Origin of the sequence: Aeromonas sp. A600620 (genome assembly GCF_029479985.1) — a bacterium.
GTDB lineage: Bacteria > Pseudomonadota > Gammaproteobacteria > Enterobacterales > Aeromonadaceae > Aeromonas > Aeromonas veronii_A.
The window spans coordinates 54,339-70,372 of record NZ_JAAKXB010000018.1 but is presented as its reverse complement, the minus strand read 5'-3'; the positions used below and the strand labels follow the sequence as shown (position 1 = coordinate 70,372).

The 16,034-nt window shown below is 61.5% G+C and carries 17 protein-coding genes; 9 read left to right on the top strand and 8 right to left on the bottom strand.

Annotation, left to right across the window (positions count from 1 at the left end; translation table 11 throughout):
- Positions 1-106: 106 nt before the first annotated feature.
- Positions 107-364: a DUF2442 domain-containing protein gene (locus G5533_RS18670; RefSeq protein ID WP_005335997.1), complete on the top strand. Its 258-nt coding sequence runs from the start codon at positions 107-109 to the stop codon at positions 362-364.
- On the opposite strand, the gene G5533_RS18665 is transcribed toward G5533_RS18670, so the two are convergent.
- Positions 361-621 carry a hypothetical protein gene (locus G5533_RS18665; RefSeq protein ID WP_421348303.1) on the bottom strand — a complete coding sequence of 87 codons (261 nt, stop codon included), beginning with the start codon at positions 619-621 and terminating at the stop codon, positions 361-363. The two genes, G5533_RS18670 and G5533_RS18665, sit on opposite strands and share 4 nt — an antisense overlap.
- On the opposite strand from G5533_RS18665, the gene G5533_RS18660 reads away from it, so the two are divergent.
- Complete coding sequence (locus G5533_RS18660; protein ID WP_441255215.1) at positions 610-2,577, top strand: TonB-dependent copper receptor; 1,968 nt, start codon at positions 610-612, stop codon at positions 2,575-2,577. The genes G5533_RS18665 and G5533_RS18660 overlap by 12 nt on opposite strands.
- A 109-nt stretch (positions 2,578-2,686) precedes the next feature.
- Positions 2,687-4,315 carry an alpha-amylase family glycosyl hydrolase gene (locus G5533_RS18655; protein ID WP_421254249.1) on the top strand — a complete coding sequence of 543 codons (1,629 nt, stop codon included), beginning with the start codon at positions 2,687-2,689 and terminating at the stop codon, positions 4,313-4,315.
- 83 nt (positions 4,316-4,398) lie between these two features.
- Here the strand turns inward: G5533_RS18655 and G5533_RS18650 are convergent, their stop codons facing one another.
- Complete coding sequence (locus G5533_RS18650) at positions 4,399-5,838, bottom strand: RimK family protein (protein ID WP_421255761.1); 1,440 nt, start codon at positions 5,836-5,838, stop codon at positions 4,399-4,401.
- 186 nt (positions 5,839-6,024) lie between these two features.
- On the opposite strand from G5533_RS18650, the gene G5533_RS18645 reads away from it, so the two are divergent.
- Genes G5533_RS18645 through G5533_RS18635 form a run of 3 tightly spaced genes read left to right on the top strand, consistent with a single transcriptional unit; the run spans position 6,025 to position 7,627 of the window.
- Positions 6,025-6,546: a GNAT family N-acetyltransferase gene (locus G5533_RS18645; protein ID WP_421255760.1), complete on the top strand. Its 522-nt coding sequence runs from the start codon at positions 6,025-6,027 to the stop codon at positions 6,544-6,546.
- 31 nt (positions 6,547-6,577) lie between these two features.
- Positions 6,578-6,823, top strand: a complete 246-nt coding sequence (locus G5533_RS18640; protein ID WP_139431265.1) for a DUF3624 domain-containing protein — start codon at positions 6,578-6,580, stop codon at positions 6,821-6,823.
- A gap of 57 nt (positions 6,824-6,880) precedes the next feature.
- Positions 6,881-7,627, top strand: a complete 747-nt coding sequence (locus G5533_RS18635) for an SDR family oxidoreductase (protein WP_441255214.1) — start codon at positions 6,881-6,883, stop codon at positions 7,625-7,627.
- Between the two features lie 61 nt (positions 7,628-7,688).
- Here the strand turns inward: G5533_RS18635 and G5533_RS18630 are convergent, their stop codons facing one another.
- Complete coding sequence (locus tag G5533_RS18630) at positions 7,689-9,161, bottom strand: C69 family dipeptidase (protein WP_421231185.1); 1,473 nt, start codon at positions 9,159-9,161, stop codon at positions 7,689-7,691.
- A 474-nt stretch (positions 9,162-9,635) separates the two neighbouring features.
- Between G5533_RS18630 and G5533_RS18625 the strand changes: the two genes are divergently transcribed.
- Positions 9,636-10,061, top strand: a complete 426-nt coding sequence (locus tag G5533_RS18625; protein ID WP_421206061.1) for a hypothetical protein — start codon at positions 9,636-9,638, stop codon at positions 10,059-10,061.
- Positions 10,062-10,245: 184 nt separating this feature from the next.
- Here G5533_RS18625 and G5533_RS18620 read toward each other — a convergent pair whose 3' ends face one another.
- Positions 10,246-10,824 carry a hypothetical protein gene (locus G5533_RS18620; RefSeq protein ID WP_421206062.1) on the bottom strand — a complete coding sequence of 193 codons (579 nt, stop codon included), beginning with the start codon at positions 10,822-10,824 and terminating at the stop codon, positions 10,246-10,248.
- 66 nt (positions 10,825-10,890) lie between these two features.
- Here G5533_RS18620 and G5533_RS18615 point away from each other — a divergent pair, with 66 nt between their 5' ends.
- Positions 10,891-11,049 (top strand): hypothetical protein, encoded by a 159-nt coding sequence (locus G5533_RS18615; protein ID WP_421309875.1) that lies wholly within the window; start codon positions 10,891-10,893, stop codon positions 11,047-11,049.
- A gap of 19 nt (positions 11,050-11,068) precedes the next feature.
- Complete coding sequence (locus G5533_RS18610) at positions 11,069-12,220, top strand: iron-containing alcohol dehydrogenase (protein ID WP_441255213.1); 1,152 nt, start codon at positions 11,069-11,071, stop codon at positions 12,218-12,220.
- Positions 12,221-12,309: 89 nt separating this feature from the next.
- Here the strand turns inward: G5533_RS18610 and G5533_RS18605 are convergent, their stop codons facing one another.
- The 4 genes from G5533_RS18605 to G5533_RS18590 all read right to left on the bottom strand — a co-directional run bounded on the left by G5533_RS18605 (position 12,310) and on the right by G5533_RS18590 (position 16,001).
- Positions 12,310-12,768 (bottom strand): methylglyoxal synthase, encoded by a 459-nt coding sequence (locus G5533_RS18605; protein ID WP_005363178.1) that lies wholly within the window; start codon positions 12,766-12,768, stop codon positions 12,310-12,312.
- 88 nt (positions 12,769-12,856) lie between these two features.
- Entirely contained in the window at positions 12,857-14,968 is a 2,112-nt protein-coding gene (locus G5533_RS18600) for a DUF885 domain-containing protein (RefSeq protein ID WP_421255758.1), read from the bottom strand.
- A gap of 202 nt (positions 14,969-15,170) precedes the next feature.
- On the bottom strand, positions 15,171-15,650 hold the full coding sequence (gene bfr / locus G5533_RS18595; protein WP_005335967.1) for a bacterioferritin: 480 nt from the start codon (positions 15,648-15,650) through the stop codon (positions 15,171-15,173).
- Between the two features lie 144 nt (positions 15,651-15,794).
- Positions 15,795-16,001 carry a bacterioferritin-associated ferredoxin gene (locus G5533_RS18590; RefSeq protein WP_111901511.1) on the bottom strand — a complete coding sequence of 69 codons (207 nt, stop codon included), beginning with the start codon at positions 15,999-16,001 and terminating at the stop codon, positions 15,795-15,797.
- Positions 16,002-16,034: the final 33 nt, after the last annotated feature.

The window sequence follows — 16,034 nt, the reverse complement described above, 5'->3', positions numbered from 1 at the left end:
TAATGAGCACAGCATAATCTGCTGGGTAAAATGTGAGCCACAGCGTGTATGGATGGAGCGCTGGTGTTTATAATTGCCGCGAATTATCTCAATCGGAGCCGAAGGGATGCCGGTCTTTATCGATGTCGAGTATGTGCGGGGATGGCGCCTGTTTCTGGTGTTATCGGATGGCACCACGGGTGTGCTGGATCTGACCCCCTGGCGAACCCAGCCGCTGTTTGCAAAGCTGGAGAGCGAGCGTCACTGCGCCCGGGTCTTCATCAACCGTCACCACCAGCTGGAGTGGCCTGTTGGCTGCACGCTATCCGCCCATGAGGTCTATCACCTCATCTCTCCCATCGATGAGCGGGAAGCCTTCAGCTAATCCCCATTTTTTGTGAGCCAACGCCAGATTCCTGTTACTGGAATGTTTGCCCGTTTGCCTTTCTGAGCCAACTTGGGTAAAACCTGCGCAACATTTTGCCAACTTGCCTTCGCTTCACCTGACAGAGGCTTGCCGCTTTCGCGCCGCAGGCCTTTTTTGCGGCCTGATGGCAAACCTTTCCCTTGCTGAAAGGTTTGGCTGGTTGAATGAAAATAACAAAACAAACAGATACATAAGGAAAATGTATGGCTTGTCATATGCGCACACCTCTTGCCCTGCTGGTGGGCGGGCTCGCCTGTCACGGCGCTGCCGGTCAGGAATCGGTTCAACAGCTGGATCCCATGGTGGTGGTGGCAACCCGCCCCGCCAGCACACTTGAAGTGACGCTGGATCCCAAGAAGCCCGGTTCCCCCATGCCCGCTGCCGACGGTGCCGGTTATCTGAAGAATGTCACCGGCATGAGCATGGTGCGCAAAGGGGGGCTCGGTGGCGACCCTGTGCTGCGGGGGATGGGGATGTCCCGCCTCAACGTGCAGATGGATGGCGGCATGCTGGCCGGTGGCTGTGGTGGCCGGATGGACCCGCCCACGGCCTATGTGTTCCCCCAATCCTTTGACCGGATCCGGGTACTGAAGGGGCCGCAATCCCTGGAGCAGGGGGCCACCCTGGCGGGAACCGTGCTGTTCGAGCGGGACAGGCCCGAGTTCACCGCACCGGGTCTCAAGGCCGATGCCTCGGCCCTCTTTGGCAGCTTCGGCCGCGATGACCAGATGGTCGATATGACGGCGGGCTCGACCGACGGTTATCTGCGCGGTCAGTTCACCCACTCCGACAGCGACGATTACCGCGATGGTCACGGTAACAAGGTGCGATCTTTCTATCGCCGCGAGAACGGCACTGTCCAGTTGGGCTGGACGCCGGGGGAGCACACCTGGCTGGAACTCACCGCCGAGCGCAGCAACGCCCGCGCCGCCTATGCGGATCGCACCATGGATGGCCCCATGCTTGATCGCGAATCCTTCGGGCTGAAGCTGAAGCAGGAGCAGATCACCACTCACTGGCAGCGCAGCGAGCTGACCCTGTGGGACAACTACATAGACCACATCATGGACAACTTCAGCCTGCGGCAAAACAGCGGCATGAAGATGCTCTCCAACCCGGATCGCCGCAATACCGGCGGGCGCTGGGCCAACGACATCGCTCTGCCAGCCGACTGGTTGCTGACCGCCGGGCTCGACAGCAACCGGGATCAGCACCGCAGTCGGAGTGGGGTCGACTATGCCACCAAGGATCGCCAGCGCACCCTGCGTTTCGAGCAGCAGGGCGGCTTCGCCGAACTGGGTCGTCAGCAGGGGGCTCACAGCTACAAGGGCGGTTACCGTCAGGATAGGGTCGAGACCACCCGCTATGGCGCCGGTGAACAGACCCTCTACAGTGATACCCTGAGTCTTAACAGCGGGTTTGGCCGCTACGAATATCAGTGGTCGCCCCGTTGGTCCAGCTATCTGGCCTGGGGGCAGGCAGAGCGGGCGCCGGACTACTGGGAGCGCAGCAAGGACAGTACCCCGTTCACCCTCAACCCGGAGCGCAGTCGCCAGTGGGATGCGGGGTTGGCTTTGCGCAGTCGCGAGCTGGACCTGACCCTCTCCCTCTTTAGCGCCGATATCAAGGACTACCTGCTCTACAACAGCAAGTCGAACAAGGTGCGCAATATCGATGCCCAGACCCGGGGTGGCGAGCTGGAGGGGCGCTGGCAGTTTGCCGAGCAGTGGCGTCTCGATGGTGGTTTGGCTGTGGTCTATGGCGAAAACCAGAGCGACAACAAGCCGCTGGCCCAGATGCCGCCGCTTGATGGCAAGCTGGCGTTGGGCTGGCAGCCGGACGAGGCGCTGAGCTTTACCCTGCTGGGGCGCGCGGTGGCGGCGCAGGATCGGGTAGATCTCTGGTCCGGTACCGTTGCGGGTCAGGATCAGGGTGAGACTCCGGGCTTCTTCACCATGAACCTGAGCGGCGCCTGGCAGTTTGCCAAAGGGTGGCAACTCTCGGCCGGGGTAGACAACCTGTTCGACACCTTCTACTACGAGCACCTCTCCAAGTCGGTACATGCCAGTCAGGCAGGGCTGGGCTACGAGCAGAGCGGCCGTATCCCCGAGCCGGGTCGTTCCTACTGGCTCTCGTTCAACTACCGGTTTGCCTCGGCAGGGGTGCTCTAACCAGTTGAGTCAGATAACGTTTTCAGTCACAGACACCGCTGTGTGAGCCTCGCTATCATGGTGGAAAACAGGCGTATCAGACGCCTGCTCTCACAGCGGGAATATAACAATGAAACAGGGAACGTTACGCTATGGCGGCCTGCTCGGGGCCGCCCTGTTACTTGCGGCTTGCGGCGGCAGCGGTAGTTCAGGCGGGGAGAGCTCTCCCCCCGTAGTCAATCCGCCGGTCACCCACCCTCCGGTCGCGACGGCCAGTCGTGCCTGCTATGGCGACGATCAACCCGCCTGCAACCTGCGCATCTATCAGGTGATGGTGGAGTCGTTTGCCGATGGTGACGGCAGCGCCAACTACGGCGTCGGCTATGGCCCCTCCCAGCACAACGGCGATCTGCAGGGGATCATCGATAGCCTCGACCACATCAAGAATCTCAACGTCAACGCCATCTGGCTCACCCCGGTGTTCGACTCCTGCGCGGGGCAAGGCGGTGATAACAAGCTCGATGCCACCGGCTACTTCGCCTGCGACTTTTTCACCGTGGACCCCAACTTTGGCAGCAATGCCAAGCTCAAGCAGCTGGTGGACGGGGCGCACCAGCGTGGCCTCTATGTCTTCCTCGACGGGGTGTTTGGCCACGTCAACAAGGTGGGGGTGAGCAAGCCCTCGCCAGAGGGGCGTCTGCCAGCCCTCACCAGCGGCGGTGCGGGTTATCCCGGCCAGCTGGTGGATTACAGCAAGCCGGAGAGCCTCGCCTACTTCAAGGAGGTAGCCCGCTACTGGGTAGAGCAGTACGGCATCGACGGCTGGCGCCTCGATCAGGCCTATCAGCTTGGGCTGGATGATTGGCGCGCTATTCGCAGCGAGGTGGAGCAGGCCAGCGCGGCGCGCAAGGCGGCCGGTCAGCAGTGGGGCACCCTTGGCTACATGGTGGGTGAGGTGTGGAAGGGGGCTGACGATATTCGCGCCCAGGCTTACGGCAGCAGCGACAATCCGGCGCTCTCCTCGGCCTTTGACTTCCCGTTGCGCTACGGCATCGTGCAGGCGCTGGCGGTGGAGGAGTCCGGCAAGGGCGGGCAGGGGGCCAGCGTGCTCGACGCCAGCTGGAACAAGGTGGAGAACTACCCGAATCACGCCATGCCGAATCTGATGCTGGGCAACCACGATCTGGTGCGTTTTGGCGATCTGCTGGAACGCGGCAACTTCAAGTCGGCCGAGTACTGGCAGCGCCACAAGGCGGCCTTCAGCTTTATGGCGGCTCGCTCCGGCCCCATCACCTTCTACTATGGCGAGGAGTTTGGCGACGAGGTGCCGGGCTTTGCCGCCAAGGTTGGTGGTGACTGCGCAGCGCAGGGCTTGTGCGACGATCATGTGGCCCGCAGCGACGGCAAGGTGCCCGCTGTCACCGGCTTTGTGCCAAGTAGCGAACAGGCCGAGCTGAAAGAGTGGCTCGCCCAGCTACTGGCGATGCGGGCCGCCCACCCCGCTCTCTATCAGGGAGCGCGAGTCAAACTGGTGGCCGATGGCAGCCTCTATGGTGACATCAAGCAGACGGCGGGGGAGCAGATAGTCTACCTGCTCAACCTCTCCACCACGGCGCTCAGCTACAACCTGCCGGCGGGCAAACTGCGCAGCGGTAGCGCGCTGGTGGATCTGCAAAGCGGGGAGAGTCTGGCCATCGGCGGCAGCAGTGTGACGGTGGAGATACCGCCCTTGAGCGGGCGTTTCCTGCGTCTGCAATAAGTCAGCCACAGCACGCTTTGATATGAGAGAGGGCCCCATCGCGGGGCCCTCTCTGTCATTGTGAGCGACAAAGTCATGGCGGGTTATGCGGTGGTCTGGCCCCGGTTTTCCAGCCGCTGGCGGAAGGCGCGGGCCAGTCGCTCGTAGAGATCCTGCGCCTCCTTGTCTTCGATATCGCCTCGGATCCAGGGGTTGTCGACGATCTCCAGCAGCACGCAGTCACGCCCTTGCTGGCGCAAATCGAGCCCGTAGAGGCCATTGCCGAGCTGATGCACTGCGCGGCGGGCGGTCTGCAGCACCCGCTCCGGCACCTCGTTAAGCGGAAGCGCCTCGATGCGGCTCATGTCGAGGGGGTGCTTGCGGCGGCGAATGCGGTTGCCCGGTTCGGGCCGGTAGCGGCGGCAGGCGAACAGCGGCGAGCCATCGAGAAAGCCGATGCGCCAGTCGAACTCGGCGGGGATCCGGCTCTGCACCAAGAGCAGGGCGGAGCGGCCCAGCCCCTCGTCCAGCAGGCGGGCCAGCTGCTGCTCGTCGCTGGCCATGGCGAGATCGCGCCCCTGTGCCCCGTCGGGCACCTTCACCATCAGCGGCAGGCCGAGCCGCTGTACCAGCTCATCCACATGGTGGCGGCCGCGGCGGGTGACCACCATGGTGGGCGGCATGGGCACGCCGCTGCGCACCATCAGCTCGTAGAGATAGAGCTTGTTGCTGCAGGCGAGGATGGCGCGGGAGCTGTCGATCACCGGCATCTTGAGCTGTTCGGCGCGATGGGCAAATTCGAAGGTGTAGTGGCCGACTGCGGTTTCGGCACGCAGCCAGAGGGTGTCGAATTCCGGCAGCCGCTCGATGGCCGATGGTGGCAGGATCTCGGCCCGTATGCCTTGGACGGCGGCAGCCCGGACAAAGCGCTCCAGCGCCAGCCAGTCACTGCTGGCACGGCCGTCATCGGGATCCACCAGAATGGCGAGCTGATAGAGCGGCGCCGCCTGCTCCTCATCACCGGAGCCCACCAGCGCCTGGGCGTGGTGCAGCATCAACTCTTTCTCGCTTGGGCTCAGCTCCAGCGGCGACAGGCTCTGCTGCTGGCGCACCGACCAGCCGTGGCGGCCGCGCTTGAGGGTCAGCTCCTGCAGCGGTAGCTGGCTCAGGCCATAGTAGTAGCGGGCCAGCCCCGCCAGCTCGCTCTGTTCACACTGGCCGAAGATGGCGCGCACTCTAATCCGATCCTCGCTCTGCTGGGCCAGCCACCCTTGCGCCTTGCGCCACAGCTTGGCCGGTGGCTGCTGGGGTTGCAGTCGGCTGATGGCCTGCAGACCCGGCAGGCAGTGGTGGCCGCGTGCCTGGGCCAGCAGCGAGCAGTAGTAGCCTGCGCTCAGGTGTTCCAGATTGCGGCAGAGGTTGATGATGCGGGGTCGGCCGCCGGTGGTCGGCACGCCATGTTGCAGATAGGTGCGGGCGGTCAGCAGATAATCGGCATGGCAAGGCCAGTCGCCCAGTTCTTCGACGATGACATAGGTACTCATATTTTCGGCTCCACAGATCAGACTGCCTGAACAGGCAGGATCCCCAGTGGGCTTCGATGCACCGACAAGCACGACAATGGCGCGAGGGGAAACAAGAGGTTACAGTGCCTAATATGACGCCTTGGTAACTTGTGATACAAGTCGCATTTTTGGTGCTGAGGATAAATAACTGAACAAGGACTCCCCGTGTTGACCGTACGTGCGGCCCGAACCGATGATCTGGGCGCCATCGTTAATCTGGAACGCTACTGTTTTCCCCCCGAAGTCGCCTTTGGCCGCAGCCGCTGGCACTATCTGCTGGCCCACGCCAAGGGGCGCACCCTGTTACTGCTGGACGAGAAACATCAGCTGATGGGCTATCTCTGCCTGCTGGAGCACAGAGGCTGGGATCGGCTGGTCATTCAGGCGCTGGCTATCCGCTGGACGGTGCGTCGTCTGGGCTGGGCGCGGCGTCTGCTGGAGCAGGTGATCCGCGAGGGCAAGGCCGCTGGCTGGGGGGCGATTCGCCTCGAAGTGGGGGACGCCAACGAAGAGGCGCTGGCGCTCTATCAGGGATTGGGATTTCGTCCCCAGCAGCGGCTGGCGGACTACTATGGCCGCGACCAGCACGCCCACCGACTGGTGCTGCCGCTGGTGAGCGACGATGAGCGTGAGCGGCGCAGAGTGGCTCGCACTCTGGCGCGCAAGCTGTCTTCGCAGGCCAACTGATCATGTTGAACGAGCAACATCGAGGAGCAAGATGAGCTGCGACAACTGTCTTGCCACCGCCATCAGGGCCAAGCTGGGGCGCTGCCCGCTCTGTGCCGGCCAGACCTTTGCCATCGGCATGGTCGGCTGGCTGGTCTGGTGGTGGTGTGGCGCCGACACTTCGGTCAACGCCCTCACCGCCCTGCTGTTTGCGCTGGGTGGCTCGGCACTCTTTCTGCTCCATCTGGCGGTGTTTGTCTGGCGCAAGGCGACCGGACGTGAATTGAGCGATGAATAAATCAGATTGGTTTCAACAACATAAATAACAATATCGGTTGAGATAATGGAGGTTCAGATGATAGCAATGGTAACGGGCGCCTCGTCCGGTTTTGGTGAGTCCATCAGCCGCCAGCTGGTGCAGGCGGGCTACAAGGTGATCGGTACCGGTCGCCGCGCCGAGCGGCTGGCCGTGCTGGCCGACGAGCTGGGCGAGCAGTTCCTGCCGCTGGCGTTCGACGTGCAAGACAAGGCGGCCACCCGCGCTGCCATCGCTGCTCTGCCAGCCGAGTGGAGCGAGGTGGATCTGCTGGTCAACAACGCCGGTCTGGCGCTGGGGTTGGAGCCGGCCCACAAGGCGGATCTGGAAGATTGGGAGCAGATGATCGCCACCAACATCAGCGGTCTGACCCTGCTCACCCGCCTGCTGCTGCCGGGCATGGTGGCGCGCAATCGCGGTCACGTCATCAATATCGGCTCCATCGCCGGCACCTACCCCTATCCGGGCGGCAACGTCTACGGCGCCACCAAGGCGTTCGTGAAGCAGTTCAGCCTCAACCTGCGTGCCGATCTGGCGGGCACCGCCATCCGCGTCACCAACGTGGAGCCGGGCCTGTGCGGCGGCACCGAGTTCTCCAACGTGCGCTTCCACGGTGATGATGCCAAGGCGGCCTCCGTCTATCAGGGGGTGGAGGCGATCCAGCCGGAAGATATCGCCAATACCGTGCTCTGGGTCAGCCAGCAACCGGCCCACGTCAACATCAACAGCATCGAGATCATGCCGGTGGCGCAGACCTTCGGCCCGCTCAATATCAGCCGTCGCTGATTGCAGGATTGGCTGAAACGAAAGAGGCTCCCGTGGGAGCCTCTTTGCGTTGGCGAGCCGGTCACAGGCTCATGATCTTCTTGAACTCCTCCGGCGAATACTTCTTCTCGGTGCGCTTGGTCAGATCCGTCATCAGCTTGTAGCGCAGCGTTTTGGCCATCTGATAGGTCTGCTCCAACTGGCCATAGGAGTAGTCGGCAGCCAGCCCGATGGCGGTAGCCTTGTCGCTGGCGTAGGCCTGCTTGAGGCTCTTGTCGAGGATGGCGACCTCCTTATAGAGCTTGTTGCTCTCATTGCTCCAGACGCCGCGCAGCAGCGGCAGGTACTTGTCCGGATCGGCGCTGGCCAGCGCGGTCAGGCTGCGGAACTGCCAGTAGGCGGAATCGTCGGAGTAGCTGTCGCTGCCGGTGCGATAGGGCAGGGGATAGTTTTCCAGGGTGTTGTAGAGCGGCACCATCACAGATTCGGCCAGCACGCCGTAGCTCTGCCAGATCAGTCCCTGCAGCTCTTTGGGCATCTCCTTGCGCAGCTGGATGACGTGGGATTCCAGCTGGCGATCGACGCGGATCGGCCGCTCCGCCTTGTCCTCGAGCGGCGTACCGTCATAGGTGGCGCTCAGCACCCTGGCTACGTCCGGCACGGCGATGGGGGCATCCGGCTTCATAAACAGTGGATATTGCGCCTGCCGGGTCGCTTGTTTGTGGGAGGCCGTCAGCATGTTCTGGCCGAGCCACTCCCGATCCACGTTGTAGGGATCGGCAATCACTCCGAACGCCTTGGCGAAGTTGAACTCTTTCGGGTCGGCGTTATCCAGCAGTTTGTGCTCGCGCACGAACTCCAGCAGCTTGGGCGAGTGCAGCACATCGGCGCTGTCGAGATTGACGCCGTGGATGCGCAGGCCGTTGGCCATCATGGCGTAGCTGTCGTCCGGCACCCGCACCGCGATCCAGTGGTGGCCGGAGCCGATCTCCATCAGCCACGCCTCGTTCACATCCGCCAGATAGAGGCTGTTGCCCTCACCGGCGCCATATTGCTCCACATAGCGGCCGAGCAGCTCGACCCCCTCTTTGGCCGTCTTGGCCTGCGGCAGGATCAGGGTGGGGATGATGGCTTCAATCACTCCCTTCTCGATCAGCGGATCGGCTTTTTGGGCCTTGTCGTTGACCTCGGCACTGGTGGTGGCCGAGATGGCGACGTTGAACTCGTTGATGCCACGCTCCTCATAATATTTGCCTGCCGGATCGCTGGTTGTGGCATCCCAGTCGTGGATGGCGGAGTAGGCGAAAAATGCTTTGGGCATCGGCACTTCCAGCCCGTTGCCCAGTTTCCAGAGTTTGCCCTCGTTCTGCTGCGCGGGCCGGAAGGCGAGGTACTTGTTCCAGTTGTTGACGCCAAAATCCTCGTTTCTGGCGATCATTACGCTGCCGTCCAAGCTGGCTCCCTTGCCGACGATGAGGCCGGTACAGGCGTCGGCACTGGTGCCAAGCAGGGTGAGCAGGGTGGCGGAGAGAAGACTCAAGGTGTGTTTTTTCATAGGTGTACCCGAAGGGTTGCGGTGAGTGAGAGTCAGACGAGGGGATGAGGTGTGGGGAGGCTGCAACTCCGAACTGGCAGCGGAGTGAGCACGACAGATTGGTCTGCCTGTTATTGGTTTTTCGAACAGATCATCCATGACACGGCTGGCTGGTTGTGATGTGCGCCAAAATTGTATTCCCGAGTGGTTGTTTATTTTGTGATCGAGCTGCGGTTCCTGACTTTTCTCTGGCGTCGTGGTGCGCGGACGGCGAAATGTGCCAAAACAGCGTGAGCCGACAGCAGATGAGTCATGATTCTGACGTCAGCCTTGCGTGGGGGGCGTGCTGAGATCCGCCATAGCGCGGGATCTTGCACCATCTGACAAGTTGGCCTGTAACTTGCTGGTTTAATTGATAATGGTGGGGCCTGACGCCCCATGTGACCGGATCAGCCTGTGCCCATTGCCGCAGATGCGCACTGAATTGGAGCCCCCATGGATATCAAACCCTACAGCCAGCAGCTTGCCCAAAGCGCATCCAACAACCGCGCCCTCGCCACCCTCAACAGTGCCAGTAGCGGCGGTCAGGGTGGTGGCTGGGAGGAGATGGTCAGCCTCTCCACCCAACGGATGACCGGTCAGGCCCAGCAGGTGCTGACCTACGAACATCTGGCCAAGAACAACAAGCTGCCGCCGGCGCTGGATATGAGCTCCGACAAGGGGGGCGTGGTGCAGCAACTGGTGGACAAGGCGCTCGGTTTCGATCGCAAGAAGTTCAACGAGATCGAAGAGAAGCTCAAGACCATCGCCGATAACAAGAAGCTGACGCCGGAAGAGCGGGCGGAGCAGAGCAAGCCGCTCAACGAGCAGAAAGAGGCGATGCTGAAAGAGGCGATGGGTCGCCTGACCGGTCAGAAATAGAGTGGCAGCAGCGTACCGATTTGGTCGGCAAATCGGTTGAGAAGAGGCAAGATCTTGCCCGGCATTGTGGATGGAGTGAATAGGCTGGATCATGAACAGCGGGAGGCCATATTGCCTCCCGCTTTGTATAGATGCATGTTGTTAACGAGTGATGTGCCAGTGTGCCGATGCGGCCTGAACGGGACTACTCGGTAGCGACTATGCCGATCCCGATAGCCTTGGTTTGGACCGCCTTGAGCTGATCACCTTCTGCGACCAGATTAAACTGCTCCGGGTTGTTGATCTTGATGGTCATGGTCTCATCCACCCCCCTGACGGTGACGGTCTGCTGTTGTTTGTCCAGCCCGATGACATCGGCATAAATAGTTACTCTCATGCCGACACCGGCCCCCGGTTTCTGGTCTGCTCCGGCGCGTTCGCCATCCACTTCTACTATCCGTTTTCTGATGCCGGCGGTGCCTTTCAGTAGTTCTATATCGAGCATCTGCAGATACTTGAGTGCGACCTTGTCCCCGACCTTGATGTTCGGCAGATTGGCAACCTGTTCGCCAGCAAAGATATCGAAGGTTTCGCCTTCTGCGTTTTTCAGAGTGACTTTGCGGGTTTCCATATCGATGGCGGTCACGGTGGCACTCGCCGTGACCGCCTCAACCAGACTGGCCTGCCCCGGGGTTGAGGCGATTTCGGTGGTGATCTCGGCGGCTTGAGCCAGCGTGGTCGAGAGGGTAAACAGACCTGCAATCCATGCATGCTTCAGTTTCATGTTTCAGACCTTCCTGTATGGCGAGGGAGTGGATAACCGTGACGGGGGCAGCAGGATGGGAAAGTGATGGGAAGCCTGATTGCCAAGGTGCTGCCCGCCCTCCTGACAGACCATAGCAGAGCCATGCCTGAAAATGCCTCGGCCAAGACCGGCAATCTCCATTTTGATAGCCAGCTCCCGTTTTTGACCTGGCGGGGCTGCAGGCGCACAATGTTCGCGCATTGAGCCAGTCGAGGAGTCCGCCGTGTACAACTTCCAATATGCCAATCCGACCCGCATCTGTTTCGGCGAGGGGCAGATCGCCAGCCTGCCCGAACTGATCCCGCCCGGCAGCCGGCTGCTGGTGCTCTACGGCGGCGGCAGCATCAAGCAAAACGGCGTCTATGAGCAGCTGACCCGGGCGCTGGAAGGGGTGACGTGGCGGGAGTTCTCCGGCATCGGCGCCAATCCCAGATACGAGCTGTTGATGGAGGCGGTGGCGCTGGTGAAGCGTGAGCGCATCGACTTCCTGCTGGCGGTCGGTGGCGGCTCCGTGGTGGATGGCACCAAGTTTGTCGCGGCGGCCGCCTGCTACGAGGGGGATGAACCCTGGGATATTTGCGGCAAGCAGGCGAGCGTGCACAAGGCGCTGCCGATGGGCTGCGTGCTGACCCTGCCGGCAACCGGCTCCGAGAGCAATCCCACCTCGGTGGTGAGCCGGGGGGATGTGAAGATCTCCTTCAGAAGCCCGCTGGTGCAGCCGCAATTTGCGGTGCTCGATCCGGCGACCACCTACAGTCTGCCGCCGCGCCAGACCGGCAACGGGGTGGTGGATGCCTTCGTCCATATCGCCGAGCAGTACCTCACCTTCCCGGTGGGTGGCGAGGTGCAGGACAGACTGGCGGAGGGGCTGCTGCAGGTGCTGGTGGAGAATGGCCCCAGGGCGCTGGCGGAGCCGACCAACTATCAGGTGCGGGCCAATCTGATGTGGGCGGCCAGTTTGGCGCTCAACGGCCTTATCGGTTGCGGAGTGCCGCAGGATTGGGCCTCCCACGCCATCGGCCATCAGCTGACGGCGCTTTACGGGCTCGACCACGGCCAGAGCTTGGCGGTGGTGCTCCCTTCGCTGCTGCGTGAGCGGGCGAGCCAGAAGCAGGACAAGCTGGCCCAGTTTGCCGAGCGGGTGTGGCATTCGACCCGCGAGGACAAGGCCCTGCGCATCGAGGAGGCGATTATCCGCACCGAGCAATTCTTCCAGAAGATGGGACTGGGGACCCGGCTTGCCGACTATGGCCTCAGCGAAAGCTGCATTCTGGCGGTCTGCTCCAACCTCAAGCGGGTGGGGCGCACCGCACTCGGGGAGCAGCAGGATATCGACCCGGATCGGGTGGCACGCATTCTCGCCCGGGCGCTATAAGCCGGCGCCGGTTTGTGTCCCTGGCTGATTCATTTTCCCAATAAAAGAGGGCCGCTTGTTGCGGCCCTCTTGCATCACGGGTTAGCCGATCACTCGGTGCGTGCCTTCAGATAACCGGCGTAATCCGGGATCTGTACGCTGAACGCTTGCCGCATATGGGGGCTGTCCATGATGAAGTCGGCGGTCGCTTCGTTGGTGGCGACCGGGATGTTCCAGACTGCCGCGAGGCGGAGCAGCGCCTTCACGTCCGGATCGTGGGGCACCGCATTGAGGGGATCCCAGAAGAAGATCAGCACATCGATCTTCCCTTCGGCGATCAGGGCGCCGAGCTGCTGGTCGCCCCCCATGGGGCCGGAGAAGAGGCAGGTGATGGGCAGTTGCGCCTTCTTGCCGAGCATGGTGCCGGTGGTGCCGGTCGCATAGAGATGGTGGAGCTTGAGCTCCTCCTTGCGGCGCATTACCCAGTTCAGCAGAGGGGTCTTCATGTTGTCGTGAGCCACCAGTGCCACCCGTTTGTGGGGTGCCATCTCGCGTGCAATCTGTTCCATGGAAATCGTCCGTAGCATTGTTATTGGAAGAGAGCCGTATCCTAATCGAAAGCGGCGCCCGTTGCCTTGCCGGGCGCCGTAACTGTGATCACTTCGACTGTTCAATCCACTGCTTGTTCTTCTGCTCCAGCACCGAGATGGGCAACATGCCGTATTCCAGCACATGGTGGTGGAACGCCTTGAGGTCAAAGTCTCCGCCCAGTGCCTGCTCTGCCGACTCCCGCATCCGGATCAGCGCCAGCTGGCCTGCCTTGTAGGAGGTTGCCTGGCCGGTGTAGGCCATGTAGCGCGGCACCTCGGAGCTGATGTCCCCCGCTCCCAGCGCCGAGTTCTCCTTCATGTAGCTGACGGCCTGGTCGTGGCTCCAGCCATACCAGTGGATACCGGTATCCACCACCAGCCGCATAGCCCTCAGCATCTCCTCGTTGAGGCGGCCGAAGTACTGCAGCTGGTTGTTGAAGGCGGACGATCCCTCGACCTTCACGTCCCCCACCGCCGGATCATAGAGACCGCGCCCCTGATAGAGCCCCATGTCGTGATCCGCCAGGTATTCGGTGTAGAGCGCCCAGCCCTCCGCATAGGCGGTGTAGGAGGCGTTCGCCACGTACTGCGGGAAGTCGGGATCCTTGGCGGCCAGCTCCTGGGCGATGGTGATCTGGAAGTGGTGGCCCGGCGCCGCCTCGTGGGCCAGCAGGGTGCTGATGTTCCAGCTCTGCAGACCATAGGGGTAGTAGGTGTTGAGGAAGAACAGCCCCTTGCGGCCGGTCTGCGGGTTGCCGTCCTGATACCAGGCCACCCCGCCGTATGGCGCATCTTCATAGGAGACGGGCACCACCTCGTAATCCAGCTTGGGAATGGTACGCTCGGCATCGAAGAAGTCAGGCAGCACCAGCGCCGCCTTGCTCTTGAAGGTATTGTACTCCTGCAGTGCCCGCTCATGTTCGGCCAGCGCCTGCTGCTGCGGCCCGCTCAGGGTCGCACCGGCTGCATTGTCCGGGTTGAGGCCGGCGGACCAGACCGCCAGCGGGTTCTGGTAGAAGAAGGCCGGCTCGTTCAGATAGCGGAAGAAGGCGTAAATCTGGCCGCTCTGTTTGCTCTGAGCCACATCGTCGCTGTCACACTTGCCGACGGTATGGCACACCTTGACCATGGCGCCGAAGATCCGCTCCACCTCGCTCAGCCCAAGTGCATGCACCTGCTCCGGCGTCATGTCGGTGGTGGTGTGCTTCTTCAGCAGCCAGCGATACCAGTCTCGCCCGTTGGTCATGCCACAGAAACCGTCGTCACACTCGCCACTACCCAAGCGCACTGCATAGGCGCCGCCATGCTGGTAATCCAGATAGTCGCGCAGCGCCAGATAGCGGGTGTTGATGCTGTCCAGCACCCCCTTGTACTCGCTGCGCAGCGCCTCGTCCGCCTCTCCCGGCAGTTGCTGCCAGCCGAGATAGGCGCCGGCGATCGCCTCCCCATCCAGCTTGCTGTTGAGCTGGGCCAGCAGCCGGTCCACCAGCTCGTCCGGCAGGGTGTTGCCCTGAGCGCTGCCCAGTTCGAACTGGTGCTTCACCTCGGCAAGGTAGCCGTTATAGGCCTTGAGCCAGGTGAGGTGCTCCTGATACCAGGCCTGCGGGGTCATTGTTGTCTTTGCTCGAGTTGCCATTGCAAGTGCCGGCGCTGTGTCTGTACGGTCGAGATCCCGTCGCCATGCTCCATCACCCGGCGTGACCCTGTCGGCCGAGCTGTGCTCGAAATAGTCGAAGCCACTGCTGACGGTGCGAGCCGCTTTGCCGCTGGCAGGGGCTGCTCCGACGTCATCTGCCAGATCCACCACGCGGTTGCGGAAGTGATGGATCGGGATCTGGGATTGGGGTAAATCGTATCCTTCAAGATTGATCTGCAAGTCCCAGCGGATCATGTCGTAGAACAGCCGATCCCGCTCACTTAGCACCGTGGGATCCAGAGCATTCAGTCGTTGGAGCAGTGAGCTGTCGAGTGCTTTGCGCTTGGCGATGCTGGTGGCATCGATGGCAAAACCGTAGGGGTCGAGCGACTGGCTCTCTCGCAGGGCTTCATCCATGGTCTGCATCAGGGATGCCTTGGTGGCTGCGGGATCTGCAGGTGCGTTCGAGCTGTTGTCATTGCAGGCGGCAAGAGACAGGGCAATGGCGCAGGCTAGCGCGAGCTTGTTGGGTAGGAAGTGCATGATGTAGTCCTTTCACATGTTGTTATTGTATGTCCCTGTGAGGGGCCCCAATAGTGCAACTCCCAAGCGTCTGTTTTTGCGATCTGAATAGCAAAAATACGCTTATTTTTCATGCTGATAAGTGGCGTGAAAAGCTATGCAGCCAGACATTAAAAAACCCGCCTGAGCGGGTTTTTTAACCGTTTTTTCATGCCATAACTATTCAGGATGAACCATGGTGCAGTTGCGACTGCTGGTAGTTCTCCAGCCCGATGCGATCGATAAGGTCTAGCTGGGTCTCCAGCCAGTCCACGTGTTCCTCCTCATCCTCCAGGATCTCCTGGAACAGGTCGCGGCTGATGTAGTCCTGCACCGACTCGGCGTAGGCGATGGCTACCTTGAGGTCGGGGATGGCATCCATCTCCAGCGAGAGGTCGCAGCGCAACATCTCTTCGACGGTCTCGCCGATGCGCAGCTTGCCCAGATCCTGCAAATTGGGCAGCCCTTCGAGAAACAGCACGCGCTTGACCAGCTCGTCGGCGTGTTTCATCTCATCGATAGACTCGTGATACTCCTTGTGCCCGAGCGCCTTGAGGCCCCAGTCATCGTAGATGCGGGCGTGCAGGAAGTATTGGTTGATGGCAATCAGCTCATTGGCCAGCACCTTGTTGAGGTGGGCAATGATCTTGGGATCTCCTTTCATCGACAGTGCTCCTTGGTTCGTGCCTGAGGCTCCGATCGTTAGAGCTTAGTCCAGAAAAGTGACAACAAGAGGTCTGGCGAGCCAGCTCGCCTGAGAAAAGGGGTGACCCTGTTGGCGGGTCGCATCAGAAAAGAGGTGTCCGGATCACGCCACTTCGTAGTAGAGCACGGGTTGCTCCTGCTCCAGCTTGTCGAGCTCGGCGGCGATGATCTCCATGGTCATGCGCACGCACTTGCCACATTGGGCGCCCACCTCGAGCGACTGCTTGAGCTGGCGGAATTCGCTTTTACCTGACTGCACCGCTTTGCGGATCTGGGTATCTGTGATGCCGCGGCACAAACAGACGTACATGATGGTCACCTCTTGTGGAATGAGACGAAATCT

Excerpts from the sequence above, each read along its gene's own strand:
- G5533_RS18670 (WP_005335997.1), top strand. The coding sequence starts at position 107 with ATGCCGGTCTTTATCGATGTCGAGTATGTGCGGGGATGGCGCCTGTTT.
- G5533_RS18660 (WP_441255215.1), top strand. The coding sequence starts at position 610 with ATGGCTTGTCATATGCGCACACCTCTTGCCCTGCTGGTGGGCGGGCTC.
- G5533_RS18665 (WP_421348303.1), bottom strand. The coding sequence starts at position 621 with ATGACAAGCCATACATTTTCCTTATGTATCTGTTTGTTTTGTTATTTT.
- G5533_RS18655 (WP_421254249.1), top strand. The coding sequence starts at position 2,687 with ATGAAACAGGGAACGTTACGCTATGGCGGCCTGCTCGGGGCCGCCCTG.
- G5533_RS18650 (WP_421255761.1), bottom strand. The coding sequence starts at position 5,838 with ATGAGTACCTATGTCATCGTCGAAGAACTGGGCGACTGGCCTTGCCAT.
- G5533_RS18640 (WP_139431265.1), top strand. The coding sequence starts at position 6,578 with ATGAGCTGCGACAACTGTCTTGCCACCGCCATCAGGGCCAAGCTGGGG.
- G5533_RS18635 (WP_441255214.1), top strand. The coding sequence starts at position 6,881 with ATGATAGCAATGGTAACGGGCGCCTCGTCCGGTTTTGGTGAGTCCATC.
- G5533_RS18630 (WP_421231185.1), bottom strand. The coding sequence starts at position 9,161 with ATGAAAAAACACACCTTGAGTCTTCTCTCCGCCACCCTGCTCACCCTG.
- G5533_RS18625 (WP_421206061.1), top strand. The coding sequence starts at position 9,636 with ATGGATATCAAACCCTACAGCCAGCAGCTTGCCCAAAGCGCATCCAAC.
- G5533_RS18620 (WP_421206062.1), bottom strand. The coding sequence starts at position 10,824 with ATGAAACTGAAGCATGCATGGATTGCAGGTCTGTTTACCCTCTCGACC.
- G5533_RS18615 (WP_421309875.1), top strand. The coding sequence starts at position 10,891 with ATGGGAAGCCTGATTGCCAAGGTGCTGCCCGCCCTCCTGACAGACCAT.
- G5533_RS18605 (WP_005363178.1), bottom strand. The coding sequence starts at position 12,768 with ATGGAACAGATTGCACGCGAGATGGCACCCCACAAACGGGTGGCACTG.
- G5533_RS18600 (WP_421255758.1), bottom strand. The coding sequence starts at position 14,968 with ATGCACTTCCTACCCAACAAGCTCGCGCTAGCCTGCGCCATTGCCCTG.
- bfr (WP_005335967.1), bottom strand. The coding sequence starts at position 15,650 with ATGAAAGGAGATCCCAAGATCATTGCCCACCTCAACAAGGTGCTGGCC.
- G5533_RS18590 (WP_111901511.1), bottom strand. The coding sequence starts at position 16,001 with ATGTACGTCTGTTTGTGCCGCGGCATCACAGATACCCAGATCCGCAAA.